Origin of the sequence: Azospirillum endophyticum (assembly GCF_016595245.1) — a bacterium.
GTDB classification, from domain to species: domain Bacteria; phylum Pseudomonadota; class Alphaproteobacteria; order Azospirillales; family Azospirillaceae; genus Azospirillum; species Azospirillum endophyticum.
Window position 1 is genome coordinate 258755 of the sequence record NZ_JAENHM010000058.1, and the last position, 15954, is coordinate 274708.

General features: G+C 67.6%; 15 protein-coding genes and 1 tRNA gene. 7 read left to right on the forward strand and 9 right to left on the reverse strand.

Annotation, left to right across the window (positions count from 1 at the left end):
* Positions 1-173: 173 nt before the first annotated feature.
* Positions 174-1187: an ROK family protein gene (locus tag JHL17_RS19600; RefSeq protein ID WP_247893667.1), complete on the forward strand. Its 1014-nt coding sequence runs from the start codon at positions 174-176 to the stop codon at positions 1185-1187.
* Between the two features lie 22 nt (positions 1188-1209).
* On the opposite strand, the gene JHL17_RS19605 is transcribed toward JHL17_RS19600, so the two are convergent.
* From JHL17_RS19605 to JHL17_RS19625, 5 genes are all read right to left on the reverse strand, one after another.
* Positions 1210-1617 (reverse strand): hypothetical protein, encoded by a 408-nt coding sequence (locus JHL17_RS19605; RefSeq protein WP_200195600.1) that lies wholly within the window; start codon positions 1615-1617, stop codon positions 1210-1212.
* A 172-nt stretch (positions 1618-1789) separates the two neighbouring features.
* Positions 1790-3481, reverse strand: a complete 1692-nt coding sequence (locus JHL17_RS19610; RefSeq protein WP_200195602.1) for a glycosyltransferase family 39 protein — start codon at positions 3479-3481, stop codon at positions 1790-1792.
* On the reverse strand, positions 3478-3813 hold the full coding sequence (locus JHL17_RS19615; RefSeq protein WP_200195604.1) for a lipid-A-disaccharide synthase N-terminal domain-containing protein: 336 nt from the start codon (positions 3811-3813) through the stop codon (positions 3478-3480). The genes JHL17_RS19610 and JHL17_RS19615 overlap by 4 nt, the downstream gene beginning before the upstream one ends.
* Positions 3814-3851: 38 nt before the next feature.
* Positions 3852-4613 (reverse strand): glycosyltransferase family 2 protein, encoded by a 762-nt coding sequence (locus JHL17_RS19620; RefSeq protein ID WP_200195606.1) that lies wholly within the window; start codon positions 4611-4613, stop codon positions 3852-3854.
* A gap of 114 nt (positions 4614-4727) precedes the next feature.
* Positions 4728-6245 carry a DegQ family serine endoprotease gene (locus JHL17_RS19625; protein WP_247893668.1) on the reverse strand — a complete coding sequence of 506 codons (1518 nt, stop codon included), beginning with the start codon at positions 6243-6245 and terminating at the stop codon, positions 4728-4730.
* A 569-nt stretch (positions 6246-6814) separates the two neighbouring features.
* Here JHL17_RS19625 and JHL17_RS19630 point away from each other — a divergent pair.
* Positions 6815-7690: a hypothetical protein gene (locus JHL17_RS19630; protein WP_200195610.1), complete on the forward strand. Its 876-nt coding sequence runs from the start codon at positions 6815-6817 to the stop codon at positions 7688-7690.
* Between the two features lie 170 nt (positions 7691-7860).
* Positions 7861-7946 (forward strand) — tRNA-Tyr (locus JHL17_RS19635).
* 104 nt (positions 7947-8050) lie between these two features.
* On the opposite strand, the gene JHL17_RS19640 is transcribed toward JHL17_RS19635, so the two are convergent.
* From JHL17_RS19640 to JHL17_RS19650, 3 genes are read right to left on the reverse strand one after another with little or no spacing between them, the layout of a single operon-like run.
* The gene (locus tag JHL17_RS19640) at positions 8051-8617 is read right to left on the reverse strand and encodes a DUF4865 family protein (RefSeq protein ID WP_200195612.1); all 567 of its coding nucleotides are present in this window, start codon (positions 8615-8617) and stop codon (positions 8051-8053) included.
* Positions 8614-9048 carry a cupin domain-containing protein gene (locus JHL17_RS19645; protein WP_200195614.1) on the reverse strand — a complete coding sequence of 145 codons (435 nt, stop codon included), beginning with the start codon at positions 9046-9048 and terminating at the stop codon, positions 8614-8616. Before JHL17_RS19645 ends, JHL17_RS19640 begins: the two co-directional genes overlap by 4 nt.
* Positions 9045-9449, reverse strand: coding sequence for a tautomerase family protein (locus tag JHL17_RS19650; protein WP_200195615.1), 405 nt, complete (start codon positions 9447-9449; stop codon positions 9045-9047). Before JHL17_RS19650 ends, JHL17_RS19645 begins: the two co-directional genes overlap by 4 nt.
* 110 nt (positions 9450-9559) lie before the next feature.
* On the opposite strand from JHL17_RS19650, the gene JHL17_RS19655 reads away from it, so the two are divergent.
* Positions 9560-10609, forward strand: coding sequence for a LysR substrate-binding domain-containing protein (locus JHL17_RS19655; RefSeq protein ID WP_200195617.1), 1050 nt, complete (start codon positions 9560-9562; stop codon positions 10607-10609).
* Here the strand turns inward: JHL17_RS19655 and JHL17_RS19660 are convergent.
* On the reverse strand, positions 10606-12483 hold the full coding sequence (locus JHL17_RS19660; protein ID WP_200195618.1) for a PAS-domain containing protein: 1878 nt from the start codon (positions 12481-12483) through the stop codon (positions 10606-10608). The genes JHL17_RS19655 and JHL17_RS19660 overlap by 4 nt on opposite strands.
* Before the next feature lie 432 nt (positions 12484-12915).
* On the opposite strand from JHL17_RS19660, the gene JHL17_RS19665 reads away from it, so the two are divergent.
* The 3 genes from JHL17_RS19665 to JHL17_RS19675 all read left to right on the forward strand — a co-directional run bounded on the left by JHL17_RS19665 (position 12916) and on the right by JHL17_RS19675 (position 15814).
* Positions 12916-13341, forward strand: coding sequence for a YqaA family protein (locus JHL17_RS19665; RefSeq protein WP_200195620.1), 426 nt, complete (start codon positions 12916-12918; stop codon positions 13339-13341).
* 241 nt (positions 13342-13582) lie between these two features.
* The gene (ccoG, locus tag JHL17_RS19670) at positions 13583-15058 is read left to right on the forward strand and encodes a cytochrome c oxidase accessory protein CcoG (protein WP_247893669.1); all 1476 of its coding nucleotides are present in this window, start codon (positions 13583-13585) and stop codon (positions 15056-15058) included.
* A gap of 198 nt (positions 15059-15256) precedes the next feature.
* Positions 15257-15814 carry a hypothetical protein gene (locus JHL17_RS19675; RefSeq protein ID WP_200195622.1) on the forward strand — a complete coding sequence of 186 codons (558 nt, stop codon included), beginning with the start codon at positions 15257-15259 and terminating at the stop codon, positions 15812-15814.
* Positions 15815-15954 lie beyond the last annotated feature (140 nt).

Sequence of the window (15954 nt, forward strand, 5' to 3'; positions counted from 1 at the left end):
TTTGCCCGCTGCTTGCGTTTTGTCCCATCACCGCAGCGGGGGAGCAACGACTCTCCGGACACCGGTCCGCGACAGGGTCATGTCCCTTCGGGCAGTCGCCGCTCCCGCCGCTGGACGGCGCTGGTCCGGCGACGCTATGGATGGGTCCCAGGCAATCGGACAGGTGACAGGGCATGGCAGCCACCGGATCGCAGTCGGCCGGCACGGGGGCCGGAACAGAAGCCGCAACAGGCTACGCGAGCGGGCACCGCATCGGCATCGATCTGGGCGGCACCAAGACCGAGGGCATCCTGCTCGACCGACAGGGAAACCAGTTGGCGCGCCACAGAGTTCCTACGCCGAAAGGTGATTATGGCGGTACCGTGGCGACGATCCGCGCTCTGGTCGACCGGTTGGAGGGCGCAATCCCCGCCGGTGGAAAGGCGACGGTCGGGCTCGGCATACCGGGCGCCATCTCGCCGGCGACCGGACTGGTCAAGAACGCCAACTCCACCTGGCTGAACGGACGCGACTTCACGCGCGACCTGACGCAGGCGCTCGCCCGGCCGGTGCGGATCGAGAACGACGCCAACTGCCTGGCGGTGTCCGAGGCGACCGACGGCGCCGGGGCCGGATGCGGCGTGGTGTTCGCGGCGATCCTCGGCACCGGCTGCGGCGCCGGCATCGTCGTGCATGGCCGGGTGCTGGGCGGACGCAACGCCATCGCCGGTGAATGGGGACACAATCCGCTGCCCTGGCCGACCGACGCGGAGCGGCCGGGACCCTCCTGCTATTGCGGCAGGTATGGCTGCCTGGAGACCTTCGTGTCCGGGCCGGCGGTCGCCGCGGACCATCTCGCGAACACCGGCGAGAGGCTGGACGCCGCGACGATCCTGGCCCGCGCCGCCGATCCGTCGGGCGACGCCGGATGCCGGGCGACGGCGGACCGGCTGGTCGGCCGGCTCGCCCGCGGTCTGGCCGCCGTCGCCAACCTGCTGGATCCCGACGTCATCGTGCTGGGCGGCGGATTGTCGAACGCGGAACTGCTCTACCAGCGGCTGCCGGCGGCGATGCAGCCCTGGGCCTTCAGCGACCGGCTGGACACGCCGGTGCGCCGCGCCCGCCACGGCGATTCCAGTGGCGTGCGCGGCGCCGCGTGGCTGTGGCGCCCCGGGGAGCTGCCGGGAGAGTTGCCGAACGCAAGCTGACGAGCGGAAGGGCGACGCTGCCCTATTCGGGCCGCGCCGTCCGCGGAGCCGGCGGGGCATCGGCGCTGCGCGGCGCTGCCGCTCCCCGCTTGGCCGCGGCGGGATCGACCGGCGGCGGAGTCAGCGAATGGGAGGCCGAATAATGCTGGCTCGTCTTCTTCACGTCGGTGCCGTAGCGCGTCATGCCGGCGCGGTCCTTGCCCGCCTTGGTCGCCCCCCAGTGGGACGGCGCCGGACCGGGAAGCGGCTGGGCCTGATCCAGATTGCGCAGGAGGGGCCCGGTCGGAACCATCTGATCGTACACCCAGGGTGCATATTCCTGCTTCTGGGCATGGGCAGGCAGCGACAGGGCTACCATCGCCAGGGCAGAGGCGACGGCAGCGACGGCGGTCCTGGCGATGGTCTGGGCAGAGAAGGCAACGCGGGTCATCGAACAGACACCTTTCGTCCGGGAAAACGGATCCGAAGGCTCAGTCGAGCGGAAAGCGCCCGCGCCGTCCAATGCGGAGGCGCGTTACCCACCCCGGTCGCCACATCCCCAAGCGGGGCATGCCCGGGTCCTTATGATACAGGCCGGGGAACAGGCCGAACGTCGGGCATGGTCATGGGGCAGGCAGACGGTAGAGCGTCAGGTGGAGGCGCTTGCCGGTGTTGTAGTTGAAGCCGGACAGTTCGGCCAGCGGCAGCGGCGTGGCGACGCCCAGGCCGTCGAGGAAGGCCGGTGCCTCCCGGTCCTCCACCAGGGCCAGCCCGCAGGCCCGGTCCGCCGTCAGATGCGCCGCGGCACCCGCTCCATGGACAAGCTTGGTCGGCGTGCCGAGGAGGAAGACCAGGCTCGGTTCCGAATATCCGGCAGCGGCCACAACGCTGTCCGGACAGGGACGGACCTGCGCCGCCGCACGGGCGGCCTGCCGGCTGATCCACACGCCGTCGATGTTCGGCAGCACGGCGGCATAGGTTCCGGCATAGAGCAGCGCCGCGGCGCCGACCCCGGCCGCGAGGCCGGTCCGCCGCTCGCCGCGCAGCAGCGAGCGCAGGGAAAGGGCGAAGAGGCCGCCCACCGCCGGCACCAGCGCCACCCCAACCGGATCGATCCGGCGGTCGACCAGCCAGGGGATCACCGCTACCGCCAGCGTCAGGGCGCCGAAGCCGATCACGCCGAGCGCCACCGCCGCCGCGACCAGCCAGCGGCGCGGCTTTTCGCGGCTGCGGTCGAAACCGTCGAGCAGGGCCGCCGCGGCGACGGCGGCGACGGCCGGGAAGACCGGCAGGGTGTAATGGAGGAGCTTGGTCGGCACCGCCTCGAACACCAGCCAGCTCGGGACGATCCAGGCGATGCAGAAGCGGACGGCATCCAGCCGGCGCCGCGCCCAGACCCAGGGAACCGCCAGCAGGGCCAGCAGCGACCAGGGGGCGAAGGTCACCCAGAAGGTGCCGAGATAATAACCGGGCGGCAGCCCCTTGCCCTCCTGCCCGCCCGACACCTTGCCCAGCATGTCGTGGCCGACGGATTCGGCGAAGAAGGCGCCCTTGCTCTTGATGGCGATGGCGATCAGCCAGGGGGCGGCGATGGCGGCGACGATGCCGAGCCCGGCCAGCGGCTTCAGCCGCTTCAGCCACCCGGCCTCGCGGTCCCAAAGGGCCAGGACCAGCGCGGTGCTGCCGGAGACCAGCAGGACCATCGGCCCCTTGACCAGCACGCCGATGCCGGCGGCGATCCAGAAGACCAGAGGGATGGTCCAGGCGGCACGCCCGGCGGGGGCAGGGTCGCGGCGGCCGAGATAGAGATGGGCGAGCGCCGCCTGCCCGACCACCACGGTGGCGAGCAGGACGGCATCGGTCTTGCCCATCCGCGCCTCGACCCCCAGCACGACGCAGGACGCCATCATCAGCCCGGCCACGAAGCCGGCCGGGCCGCCGAACAGCCGCGCCGCCGTCCAGGCGCTGGCCAGCACGGCGAGGATCGCCCCAAGGAAGGACGGGATGCGGTAGGTCCAGATGACCTTCTCGGCCCCGACCGGAACCCCGCGCAGCGCATCGGCCGCGGCGGTCGCCGCGGTCTGCAGCCAGTAGATGCCGACTGGCTTCTTGTAGCGCGTCTCGTCCTGGAAGCGGATGTCGACGAAATTGCCGCTGTCCAGCATCTGGGAGGACGCCTGGGCGAAGCGCGCCTCGTCCCGGTCGAAGGGCGGCAGGACGGTGAAGCCCGGCAGGAACAGCACCGCGGCGATCAGCGCCAGCAGCGCATAGGCCCAGATCGGAAGGCGGCTCCGCGGCAGGGAAGGCACGGTCACGATTTGCTCGGCACCGCGTCGCCGGCGGCCTGCGACCGCTTGTGGGACCAGACGAAATAGACGTTGCGGGCATAGATCACCAGACCCATGCCCTGCCCCAGCATGAAGACCGGGTCGAAACGGTAGAAGGCATAGGCGAACAGCAGGACGCCGCCGCCCAGCGAGAAGTACCAGAACATCTCCGGCACCACGCTGCGGCGCGCCTTTTCGCTGGCGATCCACTGCACCAGGAAGCGCATGGTGAACATGATCTGGGCGAAGAAGCCGATGCCGACCCAGATCAGGTCGGTGGTGCTTTGCCCCTGGAACCACGCTGCGGCGCGCTCAAGCATCTTGAAATCCTATCCCGAATTGGGTCGCTAAAGGTCGGTCAGAGGCGTTCGGAAACCGGCGATAGCTTGGTCCGCCGCTTCAGCCAGTAGACGCCCAGCAGATCGACGACGCCGATCAGCCCGCGCCGCCAGTTGTTGTATTTTGACACGCCGCGCTCGCGTGGGCGATGGTTCACCGGCACATAGGCCACCGGATGGCCATGGGCGCGGAACAGCGCCGGCAGGAACCGGTGCATCGCCCCGAAGAAGGGCAGGTCCAGGAAGGCGTCGCGGCGGAACAGCTTCAGCCCGCAGCCGCTGTCGGTGCAGCCGTCCTGCAGGAAGGACTGGCGCACGGCATTGGCGATCCTGGAGGCCCAGCGCTTGGACAGGGTGTCCTGCCGCTTCCGGCGCAGGCCGCCGACCAGCACCGGCGCCCCGGCCTCTCCCGCCGACACCAGGGCATAGAGCGCCGGAATGTCGGCCGGGTCGTTCTGGCCGTCGCCGTCGAGCGTCACGACGAATTCGCCGTGCGCCGCCTTGACGCCGCTGCGCACCGCCGCGCTCTGGCCGGAGCGGCGGAGGTGGCGCAGCACGCGCAGACGGCCGGCCTCCACCGCGGGAACGAGACGCGCCTGCGTGTCGTCCTCCGACTGGTCGTCGACGAAGATGATCTCGAAACCGCCGACCGGAACCAGCGCCCGCTCGATCTCTTCGAGCAGCGGCAGCACATTCTCGGCCTCGTTGAAAACGGGGACAACGACCGACAGCCGCACCGGCTGGCCGCTCTCCGGATAAATGCTCACGGTTTGCCATCCCATTCGCCAAACGGGCGGCAAATTACTCTCGCGGCGCGGCGAACGGTAGCGGAAAAGGATGGGACGGAAGCGGGGCAGATCCCCGCTTCCGTCCCATCCGGTGCTTGGGTGGCGGGATTACCCCTTCCGCCCGTCCAGCGGAAGCGGGACGTAGCGCAGGTCGCCGCCACGGCTGACCAGCATCAGCAGGGTCTTGCGTCCCTGCTCCTTCGCCTTGGCGATGCGGGTTTCCAGATCGGCGGCGGTCGCCACCGGCTCCTGTCCCGCCTCGACGATGACGTCGCCGAGGTCGAGCCCGCGCTGCGACGCGGCGCTGTCGCGATCGACCTCGGTCACCACCAACCCGTCGATGTCCTCGGCAATCGAGAAGGTCTGGCGCAGACCCGGGGTCAGCGGTGCCAGCTTGAGCCCGAGCGACGATTTGCTCTCCTCCGGCTGGGCCGAGCGGGGGGCGCCGCTCGACCCGGACATCGCCAGCTGCTGCGGCTCGTCGCGCAGCTCGCCGACCGTCACCTGGATCGACTGCTCCTTGCCGCCGCGCAGCAAGGTCATCGGGACGGTCCGGCCGATCTCGGTGGAGGCGACCAGGCGGGGGAGCTGGCGCATCTGTTCCAGCGGGTCGCCGTTGAAGGCGGTGATGACGTCGCCCTGGCGCAGGCCGGCGGAGGCGGCCGGGCTGTCGGGCGAGATGCTGGTGACCAGCGCGCCGCCGGTGCCGTCCGCCCCCAGGCTTTCGGCGATGTCGGGCGTCACCCGCTGGACCTGGACGCCCAGCCAGCCGCGCCGCACTTTCCCGCCGTCCTTCAACTGGTCGATGATCGGCTTGGCGAGCGACGACGGAATGGCGAAGCCGATGCCCACCGATCCGCCTGTCGGCGAATAGATCGCGGTGTTGATGCCGATCACCGCACCGCCGGCGTCATAGAGCGGGCCGCCGGAATTGCCGCGGTTGATGGCGGCGTCGGTCTGCAGATATTCGTCGTAGGGGCCCTGCTGGATGTCGCGGGCGCGGGCCGACAGGATGCCGGCGGTCACCGACCCCCCGAGCCCGAAGGGATTGCCGATGGCGACCACCCAGTCGCCGACCTCCACCGATTCGCTGTCGCCCCAATGGGTGGCGGCCAGCGGCTTCGCGCTCTCGACCTTCAACAGCGCGAGATCGGTCGGCGCGTCGGATCCCAGCAGCTTGGCCGGCAGCTTGGTGCCGTCATGCAGGGTGACGGCGATCTCGGCCGCGTCGGCGACGACATGGTTGTTGGTGACGATCAGACCCGCGGGATCGATGATGAAGCCGGAGCCGAGAGCCATGCTCGGCAAGCCCTGCGGTGCGTCGGGCGAGGCTCCCTCCTGACCGCTGCCCGGACCATTTTCTTGCCCGCCTCTCTGCCTCTTGCGGAATTCCCGGAAGAATTCCTCCAGCGGCGAGCCGGGCGGGACGTCCATCCCTTCCGGCAAACGGCCGCCGGCCGACGCCTGCGGCGCCTGGGTGCTGGAGATGTTGACGACCGTGTCGATCTGCGTCCGGGCAAGGTCGCGGAAGGATGGCGGCGAGTAGGTCCTGCTGGCTCCCGGCTGAGAACCCGCGGCGACGGTGTTTTGTGCGGCGTCCTGTGCGGCTGCCGGCGATACCGGCAAAAGGACTGCTCCGGACAGCAGCGCGCACAGCGCCGCGGCCGGAAGGCGCCGGAGGGGAGGATACGAACGCGGCACGGACGCATGCGGCATGGACGGTCTCCGCAAAAAACGGTTGGGCCAGGACAGAATGGGCAGATGCTGGCCGGACCAGCGGCCAACCCCCAGGCGACGGCTCCCGGCGGCGGGTGCAAGGCCCTGGCCGGGATTGTTCTGCAACTGGAAACACCGGAACCCCCGTCCGGGGTCCATGGCATGTTTTTAAAAGGCGGTGACGAAAAAGGTCCACCACCATTGGTTTGCTGCCGACTGCGGTTTTTAAAAGCACGGGCTTCCACCAAGCATCGTGCCTTGTTGTGACACCGGGTACAAAATCACGATTCCACGCAAAGTTATGCTGGCATTTTTGAGAAGAGTTTCCGATAGTCGTCCGTACCGAAAACATCGCCCGCCAGCGTGAAGCCTCGATGCTGCTGACGCACGCGCCCGCGTGGTCCCGCGTCGGAAGCGTGCGGTCCGGGTGGACATGCTGACGAATGACTGAAAATTCACTTTGGCAACCGAGCGATATAATGAACGCAGAAACCGGGAGCGAACCGGAGTCTCCCAAGAAGCGTGGGCGCATTCCGCAGTCGGCATGGCCCCAAATTCTTGAACGTTACCGCAGCGGAGCAACGCTTTCGGCCATCGCGCGCGAATTCGAATGCACGCCCAGCGCGATCTCCTACATCATCAAGAAGGCCGAGGCCGCGAGCGGCCAGGCCGAGGCCGATCAGGGCGAGGCGAGCCGGGGCGATGCCGGCCATGCCGACGATGACCAGGGCGGAGCGGCGCAGAACGAGGTGCAGGCGGCAGACATCCCCGCTTCGCCGGCCCCCGCCTCACAGGTTGCGGCCGGCGACGAGTCCGCACCCGTGACACCGGCCGCACCCGAAGCGCCGGCGGCCGCTCCGGCGGCCTCCGAAGCCCCGGTGGAACCCCGCCGTGCAGCCGGCCGCACCGGCCGGACCACGCTGACCCGTGCCCCGCGGACGGAACCGGCGGCCGAGCAGGTCCCTGCCGATACGCCCGCTGCGGCACCGGCACCCGCTCCGGCACCGACGGAAACGCTGCGCCTGAACCGGCAGGAGCCGGCTCCCGCCCCGGCCCCGGCTGCCACGCCGGCGCCGGCCGCACCGGAGGCCCCGCGTGCGGCAGGACAGCCGTCACTGCCGGTGGATGCGGTGGAAGGCCGCCTGCGCGACACCGCCAAGGCCTGCATTTCCGCCTATCGCGGCTGGCGTCAGCAACCCAGCGAGGCGGCGATCCAGGCCCTGTCCGACACCGTTCATGAACTGCGCAAGGCGCTCGCCCGCGTGGAGATCGACATGTCGGCCAGCCGTCGCGAGGAGCAGGCGATCCGTCCGATCCCGATCCCCGCGCATCGCGCGTCGCGCCGCCCGAACTGAGCGGGCTTTGAAAAAGCGGGTTTGAAAAATCCTCTTTGAAAAACCTCCGTTCCCGGCCGGGAACGGAGGTTTTTCATTGTCGAGGCCTCGCTTGCACCGCCGGCAAAAGATCCCGCGCAAAAGGGGCTTGACGCACCCCCGATCGAAAGGCTAATCCTCTGCGCCCCGATGGAAGGGTGGCCGAGTGGTTAAAGGCAGCAGACTGTAAATCTGCCCGCGTTAGCGTACGCTGGTTCGAATCCAGCCCCTTCCACCAATCCCACGAAAATAGTGGTTCCGAGAAACGCGGCGTCGCAGACTTCGCCGCAACTCGGTGCGTCGCCCTCGCTCGGAACGGTCCCGTACCGCCGCTCGGCGGTTTTATCGCTCCTTCGGCAACGAGACATGCCCGACGGTGTAGATTTGCATCGCCTCCGTCGACAGGGTCGGCAGTTTCGGCCAAAGCGTGAAATGCACCATCGACCATCTCGTCGGATCGAAGGCGGCAACGGCGGCCAACGCGCCGGCCGCGACCGCCGCCCCCGCATCCGCAATGGCGCCGTCCCGCTGCGCCGCCAGATCCGAATAGGCCGCGATCGGCTGGATCTTGCGGGTGGCGTGCGTCGCGGCCTTCAGGTCCGCCGTCAGCTCCGCATGCCAGACCAGCCAGGTCTGCACCGACGGCCAGCCGAAATCACGCGTCACCGCTGAGAAGCCGGGGCTGGAAAGAAAGCCGTCCACCCCGCCCGCTTCATCCCACAGATAGAAGGGCGCATAGAGATTCTCGGCGCCGCCAAAGCCGGCATCCGCCTTTCTGGCGGCTAGATAGGCTTTGAAACGCAGGCGTGGAAAGCCGTCGAGCAGGGGGCCCTTCTCTTGGATGCGGCGATCGATGACCGTCATGTCGTAGTCGGCCGGCAGGACGAAACTGTATTGCATCGCGATCATCGCGAAAGATCTCCCTGGTCGACGGCTTCCATCCAATGGACGGCGGTCCCGAGCCGGACCGGCTGGACGCTGAGATAGCCGAACGGGCTGGACGGTGCCGCGCCATGCCAGTGGCGTTCGCCGGGTGCGAACCAGACGGAGTCCCCGCTGCGGACCTCGACCGGATCGCCGCCGTCGCGCTGGACGATGCCGACGCCATCCAGCACGAACAGAAGCTGCCCGCAGGGATGGCTGTGCCAATTGGTCACCACCCCCGGCGGGATGAAGGTGCGCATCGCCGTCATCTCGCCGTCGGTCCGGCTCGACAGCAGCATCTGGACCAGAAAGGAACCGTTGGAAACCCCCGCGGGCGCCGCGGCGATGCCGTCTCCGGCGCGTCGGATGGTCATGGCCGAGGGGCAGGACGATTGCATCTCGAAGGAACCGGTCATCGGGAGGCCTCCGCCGCCGGCAAGTCCGCAGCGGAAACACCGGATGCGAAAGACCAATCCTCGAAGGTCGAGTTGGCGATCACGACCATGACGTCCTCGGGCCGGACGCCCGGAGATACCGCGAGATTCTCGACCAGCCGCCGATAGAAGCGGGCCTTGGTATCCGGCGACCGCGCCTTTCCCGTCGTGATGTGGAAGACGATGAAATCGTCCGAGCGGGGACCGCCGCGATAGGTCCGATCGAAGATCAATTCCTCCGGCTGGTGCTGGTGGATCGCGGCGAAGCGGTCATTTTCCGGGACATCGAAACACGCGACCAATGCGCGGTCGAGGCTGTCGGAAACGGCGGCGAGATAGGGGGTGGATTTGCCCGCGAGCAAGGAAATCCGCGTGAAGGGCATGGCGTGCCGCTCCTATGAAAACGTTTGACAGGAGCCAGTATGGACCGGCACCATCGTCCCGATAATCAGATTATTTGAAATATTTGATCCTGATTTATGGGATGGTAGCGATGCGTCTGACCAATTTCGACATGGATGCGCTACGCAGTTTCGTGACCGGCATCGACGCCGGATCTTTCGCCCGGGCCGCCGACCGGCTTGGGCGTTCGACCTCGGCGGTCAGCGCCCAGCTCAAGAAGCTGGAGGATCAGGCCGGAACGGCGCTGGTCCGCAAATCGGGACGCGGATTGACGCTCACCGATGGCGGCGAAGTGCTGCTGTCCTATGCCAGACGCCTGTTGACCCTCAATGACGAGGCGATGAGCGCTGTTCGCGGAGCCGAGCTGGAGGGCTGGATCCGTCTTGGCATCCAGGAGGATTTCGGCGAGACCGTGCTGCCGCAGGTGCTCGGTCGCTTCGCCCGCGCCCACCCGAAGGTCCGGGTCGAGGGACGCATCGCCCGCAACGGCGAATTGTCCGAGAAGATCGCTTCCGGCCATCTCGATCTGGCCCTGGCATGGGATGACGGCACCGCGCCATCCAGCGACCGGATCGCCTCGCTGCCGCTGTGCTGGCTGGGCCCGGCGGAGGGGCCGCCGATCTGGCGGGCCGAGGGACGCGAGCCTCTGCCGCTTGCCGCGTTGGAGGCTCCCTGCCTCCTGCGCTCCATCGCCTGCGACCATCTGGACCGGCAGGGGCTTGCCTGGCGCATCGCCTTCGTCAGCCCGAGCCTGGGCGGCCTCTGGGCAGCGACGGCCGCGGGCCTCGGCATCGCCCTGCGGACGCCGATGGGCCGGCCGTCCGCGGTGCGCATGCTGGACCCCATGGCCCATGGCCTGCCGCAACTTCCCTCGCTCGGCCTCAGGCTTCTGCAGTCCGGCAAGGGACCGAATCCGATCGGCGATCATCTCGCGGCGATCATCCGGCAGGCGTTGCGCGAAACCTTGCCGGCGGACTGGATGGCGCCGCCGGCAGATCGGATCGATCCGAGCGCTCCGTCCAAGCAGGATTTCCGAACTCCGCCCACAGATGGACGGGCTCGGAAATCCTGCAAAACTATAGAGTCCGCAGGTTTGTCCGGGCCGGGCCATCTGTGGCCCGATCCGGACAAACCTGCTTAGAGCGGCAGCGGATCGGCCGGGGTCACGCGCGGAAAGCGCAGCGTGAAGGCGGTTCCCGCCCCCGGCGCGCTGTCCAGCCGCAGCCGGCCGCGCAGCGTCCGCGTGACCAGCGCGTAGACGATGCTCAGCCCCAGCCCACTGCCGCCGCGGTCGCGGCTGGTGGTGAAGAAGGGCTCGAAGACCTTGCCGTGCATGTCGGCCGGGATGCCGCGCCCATCGTCGGCATAGACGAGTTCCACCTCTCCGCCCGCCACCGTGACCGTGACCGTCAGCCTTCCGCGCACGCCGGGACCGTAGCCGTGCAGGAGGGAGTTGATGACGAAATTGGTCAGGATCTGGCCGAAGACCCCGGGATAGCTGTCGAGCGTCAGGTCGTCCGGGCAATGGATGGCGATCGAATGCCCGCTGCGGCGAAGGCGCATGCCCAGGCTGCGCAGAATCTCGTGGATGTAATGATTCAGTTCGAAGACACGGCGTTCCTCGCTGGCCTGATCGACGGCGATCTGCTTGAAACTCTGGATCAGGCGGGTGGCGCGCTCGACGTTCAGCAGCATCAACTGCGTCGCCTCGTCGGCGATGTCGATGAACTCGGCGAAATCGCCGCGCCGCAGGGCGCCCGTCTCGAACAGGTGGCGCAGGGCGCGGGTCTTCTCCGCCAGCAGCGAGGCGCCGGTCAGGGCGATGCTGACGGGTGTGTTGATTTCATGCGTCACACCCGCCACCAGCGATCCCAGTGCCGCCATCTTCTCCGCCTGGATCAGCTGGACCTGCGCCTCCTTCAGATCCTGCAGGGCATGTTCGGCCTCCTCCTTGGCGGCACGGATGGCTTCGGCGGCGCGCACGCTTTCGGTGACGTCGGTGTGGGAACCGACGATGCGGAAGATCCACCCGTCACTGCCGGCCACGGCGAGCACGCGGGTTTCCAAAAGGATGGTCTCGCCGGAGCGATGGTGGAAACGCTGCAGCAGCCGGCCCTCCGACCGCCGGCCGGTCGCCAGCTCCTCGACCATCTCCAGTGCGGCGTCGAGGTCTTCGGCGTGGATCAGTTCTTCCCAGCGGCGGCGGCTGTTGTCCATCTCCGCTTCGGAATAGCCCAGCAAACCCCACCATTGCGGGGAGAACCACACCTCCCCGGTGCGCAGATCCCATTGCGAGATGCCTTCGCGCGCCGCCCGGATCGCCAGTTCGAACAGCTCCCGGCTGGAAGCCAGTTCCCGTTCCGCCCGCTTGCGCTGCGTGATGTCGGTGTAGGTGGTGACGAAGCCGCCGTCGGGCAGCGGCAGGGTCACCGTTTCGACGACGACGCCGTCGGGCCGCACCCGCTCGTTGTAGAAGGGCCAGGAGGCCTTGCGGATATAGTCCAGCCTCTGCGCCACCAGATCGTCGATGCCGCCGCCGCCATAGCCGCCCTGCTCCGCGATGTGGCGGACCACCGCCTCATAGGGCTGGCCATAGCGCGGGAACCGCGGATCGATGTAGAGCAGTTCCAGGACGCGCCGGTTCCAGGCGACCAGGCGCAACTCATGGTCGAAGGCCATCACCCCCTGGCTGAGGCAGTCGAGCACCGAACTGGTTTTCGCCCAGGGATCCCGCTCCGTCGGTCCCCCCGCCACGGCGACCGCGTCGACCGCCATCAGCAGGCATTCGCCCGGTCCGCCGGAGCCCAGCGCCAAGGTCACGGCGCTGCCGTCGGGAAGCCTCCGCGTCGTGGCACATCCATGGCGCAGTTCGGCGACCGCCGCGGCGCCCAGCAGGCTGCCGAACAGTGCGTCCAGCGTCGCATCGGCAGGCACGGCAAACCGGGCCGCGAAGGCGTCGTTGGCCCAGACCAGACGTTCGTCGGCGTCGAAGCGGGCGAACCCGGTTTCTCCCATGCCCGTGCCTACTCCCTCCGCTGACCCGGTGGACGCTTCCACGGCCGAACGCATCTGCGTCCGACGGCCGGCGCGCGGCCGGATGGGAAGGACCCGGCCTTCGGACACGCTGCGTGAACCGCGCGTCACATTCTTGTCTCTCGGCGGTTGACGGGCAAGCGCCTTTGCACGGCCGGCCGCCCCGATTTCAGCCGGCGCGCCTCTTGATTTTACGCCGCAGCGAAGCCTAATCCTGCGCCTGCCCGGGGCCGCGATGGTCAAGCCGTTGTGGAGGAAAGGATTTCAGGGCGCTAAGCAGGTTTTCCGAACTCCGCCCACAGATGGGCGGGCTCGGAAAACCTGCAAAACCATAGAGTCCGCAGGTTTCTCCAGGCCGGGCCTGTGGCCCGATCTGGAGAAACCTGCTTAGGCGTCCCAGAAAGGATTTGCACGATGACGGATGCGGCGGCCTATGGCAGCCTTTTCCTGGTAGCATTGGCCGCAGCGACGATTTTTCCCGCCCAGTCCGAGATCCTTCTCGCCGGGCTGCATGCGTCCGGCAACTATCACGATGGACTGCTGATTCTGGTGGCGACCACCGGGAACGTCGCGGGCTCCACGATCAATTGGGCGCTCGGCCGCTACCTGATGCATTTCCAGGATCGCCGTTGGTTCCCCATCTCGCGCCGGCTGGTGGAGCGGGCGACCGGCTGGTACCAGCGCTTCGGCGTCTGGTCGCTCCTGATGGCCTGGATGCCGGTGATCGGCGATCCGCTGACCCTGGTGGCCGGCATCCTGCGCGTCGACCTGCGCCTGTTCCTGCTGCTGGTGACGGTCGGCAAGCTGGGACGATACGTTATGCTGATTGTAGCAATATAATGCAGTATAGTTTCAGTATTGTGCGTGATACTGCCGTTCATTGAACAATAATGATCTTGTGGATCCGGCATCCGTCACAGTATTACCGACTCTGGAACGCGGACCCCTCGAACCCGTGAAAAGCCTCGAATCCAAAAGGGCTTTTTGGAATATCGACGATGTTTGACAGAGGTCAAACACGCCGCACCGGTGGTCGACTATGCTCCGCGCCAACGTGGAACCGGAAATCAGGCGCATCGACATGCCAGACGGAAGCATCGTACAGCAGGGCGCAGCCCAAACCGCCAAGGTCCCGCTGTATGAAAGCCAGAAAACGATTCATCCGAAGGCGGTCAAGGGTCTCTATCGCCGTCTGAAGACCATCACCTTCTCCGTTCTTCTGGCATTGTTCTTCATCGCTCCCTGGATCCGGTGGGAGCGCGGACCCGACGCCCCGGCGCAGGCGGTTCTGTTCGACCTGACCACGCCGCGATTCTTCCTGTTCTGGATCGAGATCTGGCCGCAGGAAATCTACTACCTCACCGGCATCCTGATCGTGGCGGCGCTCGGTCTGTTCCTGGCGACGGCGCTGGCCGGCCGCGTCTGGTGCGGCTTCACCTGTCCGCACACGGTGTGGACCGACCTGTTCGTCTGGATCGAGCGCATCTTCGAAGGCGACCGGGCGGAACGCATCCGCATGGAAAAACAGCCCTGGACGGCGCGCAAGATCCTGCGCAAGGCCGGCAAGCATGCCGGCTGGCTGGCGCTCAGCCTGGTGACCGGTTTCGGCTTCCTCGCCTATTTCACCGACGCCCCCGTGCTGCTGCACGACTTGGTTACCTTCCAGGCCAGCTACGAGGCGGTGTCCTTCTTCGCCATCTTCGCCGGCATGACCTATGTGATGGCCGGCTGGGCCCGCGAGCAGATGTGCATGTACATGTGCCCCTGGCCGCGCATCCAGACCGCCATGCTGGACGAGCATTCGCTGGTCGTCACCTATCAGGCCGACCGTGGCGACAACCGCGGCCCGAAGCGCAAGTCCCAGAGTTGGGACGAGCGGCGCGCCCAAGGCTTCGGCGACTGCATCGACTGCGGCCAATGCGTCCAGGTCTGCCCGATGGGCATCGACGTGCGCACCGGCGAGCAGGCCGACTGCATCAATTGCGGCCTGTGCGTCGACGCCTGCGACAGCATCATGATCCAGCAGGGGCTGCCCACCCGCCTGATCGCCTTCGACAGCCTGGCTGCCCAGGATACCCGCGCCTCCGGCAAGAGCTATCAATGGCGCCTGGTCCGCCCGCGCGTGATCGTCTATGCGCTGCTGATGCTGGTCATCGGCGGTGCCATGGCCTGGAGCTTCGCACTGCGCCCCAGCCTGAACATCACCGTCCTGCGCGACCGCGCCCCACTGTTCGTGACGCTGTCGGACGGCTCGATCCGCAACGCCTACACCTTCAAGGTCGCCAACAAGACGCGGCAGAACCGTTCCTATACCCTCAGCCTCGCCGGCCTGCCCAATGCCGAGATCAAGGTGATCGGCGAAGCGGAGGACGAATCGGCCGCCCACACCGCCACCCTCTCGGCCGAGCCGGACAGCGTCGCCACCTACCGCGTCTATGTGACGGCCCCGCGCGCGGCGGTCACCGCCACCTCGCTGCCGCTGACTTTCCGGCTGTCCGACACCGGAACGAGCGAGAAGAACAGCCACGACAGCGTGTTCCTGGGGCCGGCGAACTGATCGTCCCTGCGCCCTTGGCAGCGGAACGAAAGGCGGTGGCCGGCGGATCGGCCTACCGCCTTTCGTGCGTCTGCGCAAAGGGGGAGCACCCGCATGGACAGTTTGCGCGAGCCCGGATGCCACTCACCTGACTCAACGGAACGAAGGCTGGGCAACGGCGATGCCGCCCCCGCCGGTCGGCAGAGAGGTGAAGGCGCCATGCTTTTCGATTTCGAACCGTCGGGCATCAACGACACCTATCTCCGCCTGACACGCAGCGGACTGTCCTGCATCGTCGCCCCGGCCGGCGCATGGAACGGGCTTCTGCGGGTCAATTACATCGTCGCCGGGGCTCCCGGCGGCGGCGAGCCGCACATGGTCTTCCGCAGCCTCGACGTCGGCTGGGACGATGGCCGCTTCTGCTGGAAGGGCCGGGCGGCGCCGGTGATGACCAGTTCCGCCATGGTCGACATCCTGCTGGAACGCGGGCTGGTGACCGAGGCGGAGGCGGAGCGCCTGCTGTTCGGCATCAACACGCCGGCGGCCGGCGCCACCTCGGACGAGGCGCTGATGATCCGCGCGCTGCTCGGCGGCTGCAGTTTCACCCCCGTTTACGAACAGCCGCCGCTCAGCACCGAACCACCCGTGGTGGTCGGCTTCGCCATGCGCACCCTGTCCGACCCCGGCGCCTATATGCTGGAGGCCCGCAACGGCGTGCCCGTTCTGGACGGCGAGGCGCGCGACGCGTTGCGGCGGCTGGTGGGCGTGGTGCTTTGATCGTGTCCTCCTTTCGTCGAATCGGTGGGAAAATCGGCCCGAAACTTGGCCCTATGGCCTAGGGACTAGACGTTAGGGCGGTGGAAACTGTCACAGTGCCAGGACATTCTTATTGCAACTGCTCACAGGAGCCATGCTGC

What these genes read in the sequence shown, in the direction of transcription:
- JHL17_RS19600 (WP_247893667.1), top strand. Translation starts at nt 174, where the DNA reads ATGGCAGCCACCGGATCGCAGTCGGCCGGCACGGGGGCCGGAACAGAA.
- JHL17_RS19605 (WP_200195600.1), bottom strand. Translation starts at nt 1,617, where the DNA reads ATGACCCGCGTTGCCTTCTCTGCCCAGACCATCGCCAGGACCGCCGTC.
- JHL17_RS19615 (WP_200195604.1), bottom strand. Translation starts at nt 3,813, where the DNA reads ATGCTTGAGCGCGCCGCAGCGTGGTTCCAGGGGCAAAGCACCACCGAC.
- JHL17_RS19620 (WP_200195606.1), bottom strand. Translation starts at nt 4,613, where the DNA reads ATGGGATGGCAAACCGTGAGCATTTATCCGGAGAGCGGCCAGCCGGTG.
- JHL17_RS19630 (WP_200195610.1), top strand. Translation starts at nt 6,815, where the DNA reads ATGAACGCAGAAACCGGGAGCGAACCGGAGTCTCCCAAGAAGCGTGGG.
- JHL17_RS19640 (WP_200195612.1), bottom strand. Translation starts at nt 8,617, where the DNA reads ATGATCGCGATGCAATACAGTTTCGTCCTGCCGGCCGACTACGACATG.
- JHL17_RS19645 (WP_200195614.1), bottom strand. Translation starts at nt 9,048, where the DNA reads ATGACCGGTTCCTTCGAGATGCAATCGTCCTGCCCCTCGGCCATGACC.
- JHL17_RS19650 (WP_200195615.1), bottom strand. Translation starts at nt 9,449, where the DNA reads ATGCCCTTCACGCGGATTTCCTTGCTCGCGGGCAAATCCACCCCCTAT.
- JHL17_RS19655 (WP_200195617.1), top strand. Translation starts at nt 9,560, where the DNA reads ATGCGTCTGACCAATTTCGACATGGATGCGCTACGCAGTTTCGTGACC.
- JHL17_RS19660 (WP_200195618.1), bottom strand. Translation starts at nt 12,483, where the DNA reads ATGGGAGAAACCGGGTTCGCCCGCTTCGACGCCGACGAACGTCTGGTC.
- JHL17_RS19665 (WP_200195620.1), top strand. Translation starts at nt 12,916, where the DNA reads ATGACGGATGCGGCGGCCTATGGCAGCCTTTTCCTGGTAGCATTGGCC.
- ccoG (WP_247893669.1), top strand. Translation starts at nt 13,583, where the DNA reads ATGCCAGACGGAAGCATCGTACAGCAGGGCGCAGCCCAAACCGCCAAG.
- JHL17_RS19675 (WP_200195622.1), top strand. Translation starts at nt 15,257, where the DNA reads ATGCTTTTCGATTTCGAACCGTCGGGCATCAACGACACCTATCTCCGC.